The sequence below is a fragment of the Streptomyces sp. NRRL WC-3618 genome (genome assembly GCF_001280005.1).
Classification (GTDB): Bacteria; Actinomycetota; Actinomycetes; order Streptomycetales; family Streptomycetaceae; genus Streptomyces.
Genome location: NZ_LGDW01000140.1, coordinates 1 through 5,713 on the forward strand (window position 1 = coordinate 1; position 5,713 = coordinate 5,713).

Here is a 5,713-nt window from a genome sequence, read left to right on the forward strand (position 1 = left end):
CGCAGTCATGGCGGTTCCGATCCTGCCATGTGGGGGTGCGGGGGTGTGCGATGCGGTGCGGTATGGGCGGGTTGTTTCGCCCCCGCCGCCCTTACCCGTCCCATCCCGTTCCTGGGGGCTGCGCCCCCAGACCCCCCTTCGCGCTGAACGCGCTCGTCCTCGAACGCCGGACGGGCTGAGGGTGCCGGGCCTGGGCTTGATAGATGCGGCGCTCGGGTGGATGAGTGGGAAAGAGGGCCGGGCTGGACGGCGGTGCACGGCACCCACTCCGTGAACTGGTTCCCCCTCGGGAAGAGTTCAGCCACGTCACCACCCCCCTCGCCGGGATGATGATCCGGAAAAGTTGGGGTCCCGGCGGCGGGTGGGGCGAGTGAACTGTCCGATCTCTCGTACAGTTTGCGCCGTGGGATCTATGCGCAATCCGGTCGGGCCGCTTCCCTCCTCCATCTACTGGCGTCGGAGGGCCGTTCTGCTGTCTGCGCTCGCCCTGTTGACGCTGCTGGGCATCTGGATCGTCGCTTCCGGCGGCGGAGGCGGTAACAACGGCACGGACGGCGCCAACGGCAAGGATCCCGTACGGACGATCACCCCGGGCCCGTCCGGTTCGGGGCCCGCGATCAGTCAAGCCCCGGGCGGACGCGACGAGTCGGGCAGCACGGACACCGGCGGCTCGGGCTCCGGTTCGGGCTCGGGCGGCTCCGGCGGAGGCACCGGTGGCTCAGCGGGCACCAGCGGCGGCAGCGGTTCCGCCGGGGCAGGTACAGGTGCCGGCGGCGCGGGTGCCGACGACGGCGTCACCGGCAGCGTAGGCAGCGGCGACACCCTTCCGGCCGGTTCCACCCTGCCCAACTGCACTGCCGGAGTCGTCCAGTTGAGTCTGCGTAGTGTGCAGAACACCTACGCGCCCGACGAGACGCCCACCTTCCAGCTCGTCGCCAAGAACTCCTCCGCCAACGACTGCAAGATCGACCTCGGTCCGAAGGTGGCCGTGGTGACGATCACGCAGACGAGCAGCGACGACGCCATCTGGTCCTCGGACGACTGTCCCAAGGACACCGCCGGTCTGCTGTTCCGGGTCTCGGCCGGCGACAGCATCACGTACACCTTCGAGTGGGACCGCAAGGCGAGCGCCCCCGAGTGCGCCACCCCGAAGGCGGGTTCGGCGACTGCCGACACCTACCTCGTGGAGGCACAGGCTCAGGGCTTCCCGAAGGCCCAGACATCCTTCGTACTGGACAAGGACTGAGACCACGAACGACTGAAGGGGCCGAAGTACCTCGGTACCGGGCGGGAGTTACACGTACCGCTCCAGGATCGACGACTCCGCCAGCCGCGACAGTCCCTCCCGCACGCTGCGCGCCCTCGCCTCGCCGACCCCGTCCACCGTCTGGAGGTCGTCGACGCTCGCCGCCAGCAACTTCTGCAGGCCGCCGAAGTGTTCCACCAGGCGGTCGATGATCGCGCCGGGCAGGCGTGGCACCTTCGCCAGGAGGCGGAAGCCGCGGGGGGAGACCGCCGAGTCGAGGGTCTCGGGTGAGCCCGTGTAGCCCAGGGCCTTGGCCACCGTGGAGAGTTCGAGCAGTTCGGCGTGGCTGAGCGCGTCGAGTTCGGCGAGCGCCTCGTCGACCGTACGGGAGCGTTTGGCGGTCGGCTCGGGGACGTAGTCCCGGACCACCAGTTCACGCTCCGGCTCCACGCCCGCGATCAACTCCTCCAGCTGGAGGGCCAGCAGCCGTCCGTCGGTGCCCAACTCGAGCACGTACCCGGCGATTTCGGCCGCGATGAGGCGGACCATCTCCAGGCGCTGGACCACCGCGGAGACGTCCCGGACCGTCACCAGGTCCTCGATCTCCAGCGCGGACAGCGTGCCCGCGACCTCGTCGAGCCGGAGCTTGTAGCGCTCCAGGGTCGCCAGGGCCTGGTTCGCGCGGGACAGGATCGCGGCCGAGTCCTCCAGGACGCGGCGCTGGCCGTCCACGTACAGCGCGATGAGTCGCATCGACTGGGAGACCGAGACGACCGAGAAGCCCACCTGTTTCGACACGCGGTCGGCGGTGCGGTGCCGGGTGCCGGTCTCCTCGGTGGGGATCGTCGGGTCGGGGACCAGTTGTACGCCGGCCCGCAGGATCTTGGACAGGTCCGAGGAGATCACGATGCCGCCGTCGAGCTTGCACAGCTCACGCAGCCGGGTCGCCGAGAACTCGACGTCCAGGACGAAACCGCCCGTGCACATCGCTTCGACGGTCTTGTCGGAGCCGAGCACGATGAGTCCGCCGGTGTTGCCGCGGAGAATCCGTTCAAGCCCGTCGCGCAGTGCCGTGCCGGGTGCCACGGCGCTCAGTGAGGCGCGCATCAGGCCATCGGCACCGGAGCTCCCACCGTATTTTCCGGGAGCTCCTGCCCGGTCGTTGGCTGCCACTGCACTCCTCCGGTCGCCGGTTCTTAGGCGCTCCCGTTCCGCACACGGTGTTCGTACGGACGGGCGAGACCTGCGCAAAGTCTACCGGCGGTCCTCGTCGTCCCGTGGGGCCTCTCGCCTACGCGACCTCGGGAGCACTCGCAGGGCGTCCCCCATGTCGGCGACTTCGAGGACTTTCATACCGGCGGGGATCTTTCCGGGGTCCGACGGAACGAGAGCATGGGTGAAGCCCAGACGGTAGGCCTCGGCCAGTCGCCGCTGGACCCCCGTCACCCGTCTGACCTCGCCCGCGAGGCCCACTTCGCCGATCGCCACCAGGTTTTTGGGCAGCGGGGTGTCGCTCGCGGCGGAGGCCAGCGCGAGGGCGATCGCGAGGTCCGCGGACGGCTCGGCGAGCTTCACACCGCCGACCGTCGCCGAATAGATGTCCCGCTTCCCGAGCGCGCTGATCCTGCCCCGCTGTTCGAGAACCGCGAGCATCATCGAGACCCGGGACGTCTCCAGACCCGACGTCGTACGCCTGGGGGAGGGGATCTGCGAGTCGACGGTGAGGGCCTGCACCTCGACGACGAGCGGGCGGCGGCCCTCCAGGGTGACGGTCAGACAGGTGCCCGGCACCGGCTCGGCGCGCCGGGTCAGGAACAGACCGCTCGGATCGGCGAGGCCCGTGATGCCCTCGTCGTGCAGTTCGAAGCAGCCGACCTCGTCCGTCGTGCCGTAGCGGTTCTTGACGCCCCGGACGAGACGGAGCCGGGCGTGCCGGTCGCCCTCGAAGGACAGGACCACGTCCACCAGGTGCTCCAGGAGGCGCGGGCCCGCGATCGCGCCGTCCTTGGTGACATGGCCCACCAGGAGCGTCGACATGCCGCGCTCCTTGGAGGCGCGGATCAGCGCCCCGGCGACCTCGCGGACCTGCGCCATGCCGCCCGCCGCGCCGTCGATCTCCGGCGAGGCCACCGTCTGGACGGAGTCGAGGATCAGGAGGGACGGTTTCACGGCGTCCAGATGGCCCAGCACCGCCGCGAGGTCCGTCTCCGCGGCCAGATACAGGTGGTCGTCGATCGCCTTGATGCGGTCGGCGCGCAGCCGGACCTGGCTGGCGGACTCCTCACCCGTGATGTAGAGCGTGCGGTGCTCGTCGCTCGCCGACTTCGCCGCCACGTCCAGCAGGAGCGTCGACTTGCCCACGCCCGGTTCACCGGCCACGAGAACCACGGCACCCGGGACGAGTCCGCCGCCGAGTACGCGGTCCAGTTCGGGCACGCCGGTGCTGCGGGCGGTGGCCTGGCGGACATCGACCTGGCCGATGGGGACCGCGGAGGTGGTGACGCGGCCGGGTGCCGTCGTACGGACCGCGGGCGCGCCGTACTCCTCCACCGTGCCCCACGCCTGGCATTCGGAGCAGCGGCCGAGCCATTTGACCGTCTGCCAGCCGCACTCGGTGCAGCGGTAGGACGGCCGGTCCTTCGCGGTTTTCGTACGGGCAGCCATGAGACGAACCGTATCCGGGGCCACTGACATCACCGTCGCCGACGGGTGCCGGAAGCCCCGCTCCCGGCGCCAACCAGCCACTCAGGGTCGGGAACAGGCCACGGAATCCGGGGTTCCTGTCCCCTATTGAGGGATCGTTTCACCCGTACGGATTAAAAGTGCTCAAGGTGGGCGAAGCGGTCGTCGTAAGACGCCTACGGTCGCACGGGTGATGAGCAGCAGTCCGGACACCCCGACCCGCAGCACCGGTACACACCGGGCGCACCGTGAGGCGCGCGACCGGGCGGCGGGACGCACGCTGGTGCAGCGCCCGCCCGCGCGCTACGAGCCGTATCTGGACGGCCTGTTCACCTACTGCCTGTCCGTCCTGTGCGACCACGACACGGCCACCGCAGCCCTCGGTGACGTCCTCGCGCTCGCCGAGCGCCGCAGCCCGCGCGGTCCGGAGTCCGCCGGTGACCGCAGGGCCTGGCTGTACGCCCTGGCCCGCTGGGCCTGTCTGCGCAAGCTGACCGAGGCCAAGCAGAAACGTCAGAGCACGCACGCGGCCGGCCGGCGCGGCAAGCGGCAGGCGTCCGCCGCCCCCGCGCCCCAGGCCGCCCCCGACCCCGCTGCGGCCCCCCTCTCCGAGGAGGCCCGGGAAGCACACCGCCGTGAACTGGCCCAGCTCGCCTGGCCGGAGGCCGCCGGCACCACCCCCGAACAGCGCGAGGCCCTCGAACTCGCCGTACGCCACAAGCTCGCCGCCCCCGAGGTCGCCGCCGTCCTGGGCCTGGACACCACCGCCGCCCGCGAACTGCTGGCCTCCGCCGCCTGCGAGGTCGAACGCACCCGCGCGGCCCTCGCCGTCGTCGAGACCGGCACCTGTCCGAGCGTCTCCCGCCTCACCGGCGACCACCAGCTGGTCCTCAGCAGCGCACTGCGCCGCGAACTGGTCCGGCACGTCGACGACTGCCCGCGCTGCCGCCGTACCGCCGAGCGCGCCCTCCCCGCCCACTGGCCCGGCGCCCAGGTCACACCCGCCGAACTGCCCGTCCTGGAGGCACCCCGCGCGGCCCTGCACGTCGCGATGGCGCACCTCCCGCGCGCGCGGGGCGCCGCCGCCCCACGCTTCGACCGGCGCGGCTTCCCGATGGACCCGAAGGACCGCGCCGCCCGGCGGGACCGCCTACGCGCGCGTGCCGTCACCACCACGGTCGTCGCCACCGTGGTCGCCGCCCCCGTGCTCGCCCTGTGGGCGGCCTATCGCGGGGCGCCGGTGACCGGAGAGGGCCGCCCGGGGGACCGGTCGGCCACCGCGAGCGAGGCACAGCGCCCCGACATCCTGGACGGCGAGGCGACGGGCGGCGGTTACGAGAGCGCCGGGAACGCGGGAAACGTCGGCACCGGCCCCGGCAGCGGCCCCGGCAGGAAGGACCACGGCACATCGGACGTCTCCGTGGAGGTCGTCAGCGCGGTCCCCGGCGCGAAGGAGAGCCCGGGCGTGCTCACCGTGGAGGCGTCCAGCGACGGCGACACGACGCTCATCACCCTCACCGCGTCCGGGCACACACCGGTGCGCTGGACGGCGTACACCGGGGCGTCCTGGCTGTACCCGAGCCGGTCGTCGGGAACGCTGCGGCCCGGCGAGTCGTTCACGATCAAGGTGTACGTCGATCCTCTGCGCGAGCCGGCCGGTCACTGGAGCGCGCGGGTGTCGATCGCACCGGCGTCCGCCGTCGTCTCCATCGAGGGGTACGGCACCGCGCCCACACCCCCGGACCCCGCCCCCGCGCACCCACCGGCCCCCGGGCCGCCCCACGC

4 protein-coding genes are annotated in these 5,713 nt (G+C 71.8%); 2 read left to right on the plus strand and 2 right to left on the minus strand.

Annotated features, from left to right (window positions below):
• Window positions 1-403: 403 nt before the first annotated feature.
• Window positions 404-1,246: a hypothetical protein gene (locus ADL01_RS16020; protein WP_053742670.1), complete on the plus strand. Its 843-nt coding sequence runs from the start codon at window positions 404-406 to the stop codon at window positions 1,244-1,246.
• A gap of 48 nt (window positions 1,247-1,294) precedes the next feature.
• Here the strand turns inward: ADL01_RS16020 and disA are convergent, their stop codons facing one another.
• Window positions 1,295-2,419 (minus strand): DNA integrity scanning diadenylate cyclase DisA, encoded by a 1,125-nt coding sequence (gene disA, locus ADL01_RS16025; RefSeq protein ID WP_053742671.1) that lies wholly within the window; start codon window positions 2,417-2,419, stop codon window positions 1,295-1,297.
• 81 nt (window positions 2,420-2,500) lie between these two features.
• On the minus strand, window positions 2,501-3,910 hold the full coding sequence (radA, locus tag ADL01_RS16030; RefSeq protein ID WP_053742672.1) for a DNA repair protein RadA: 1,410 nt from the start codon (window positions 3,908-3,910) through the stop codon (window positions 2,501-2,503).
• Between the two features lie 211 nt (window positions 3,911-4,121).
• Here radA and ADL01_RS16035 point away from each other — a divergent pair.
• On the plus strand, window positions 4,122-5,713 hold a 1,592-nt coding region (locus ADL01_RS16035; protein WP_420719720.1), incomplete at its 3' end, for a BACON domain-containing protein.

What these genes read in the sequence shown, in the direction of transcription:
- radA (WP_053742672.1), bottom strand. Translation starts at nt 3,910, where the DNA reads ATGGCTGCCCGTACGAAAACCGCGAAGGACCGGCCGTCCTACCGCTGC.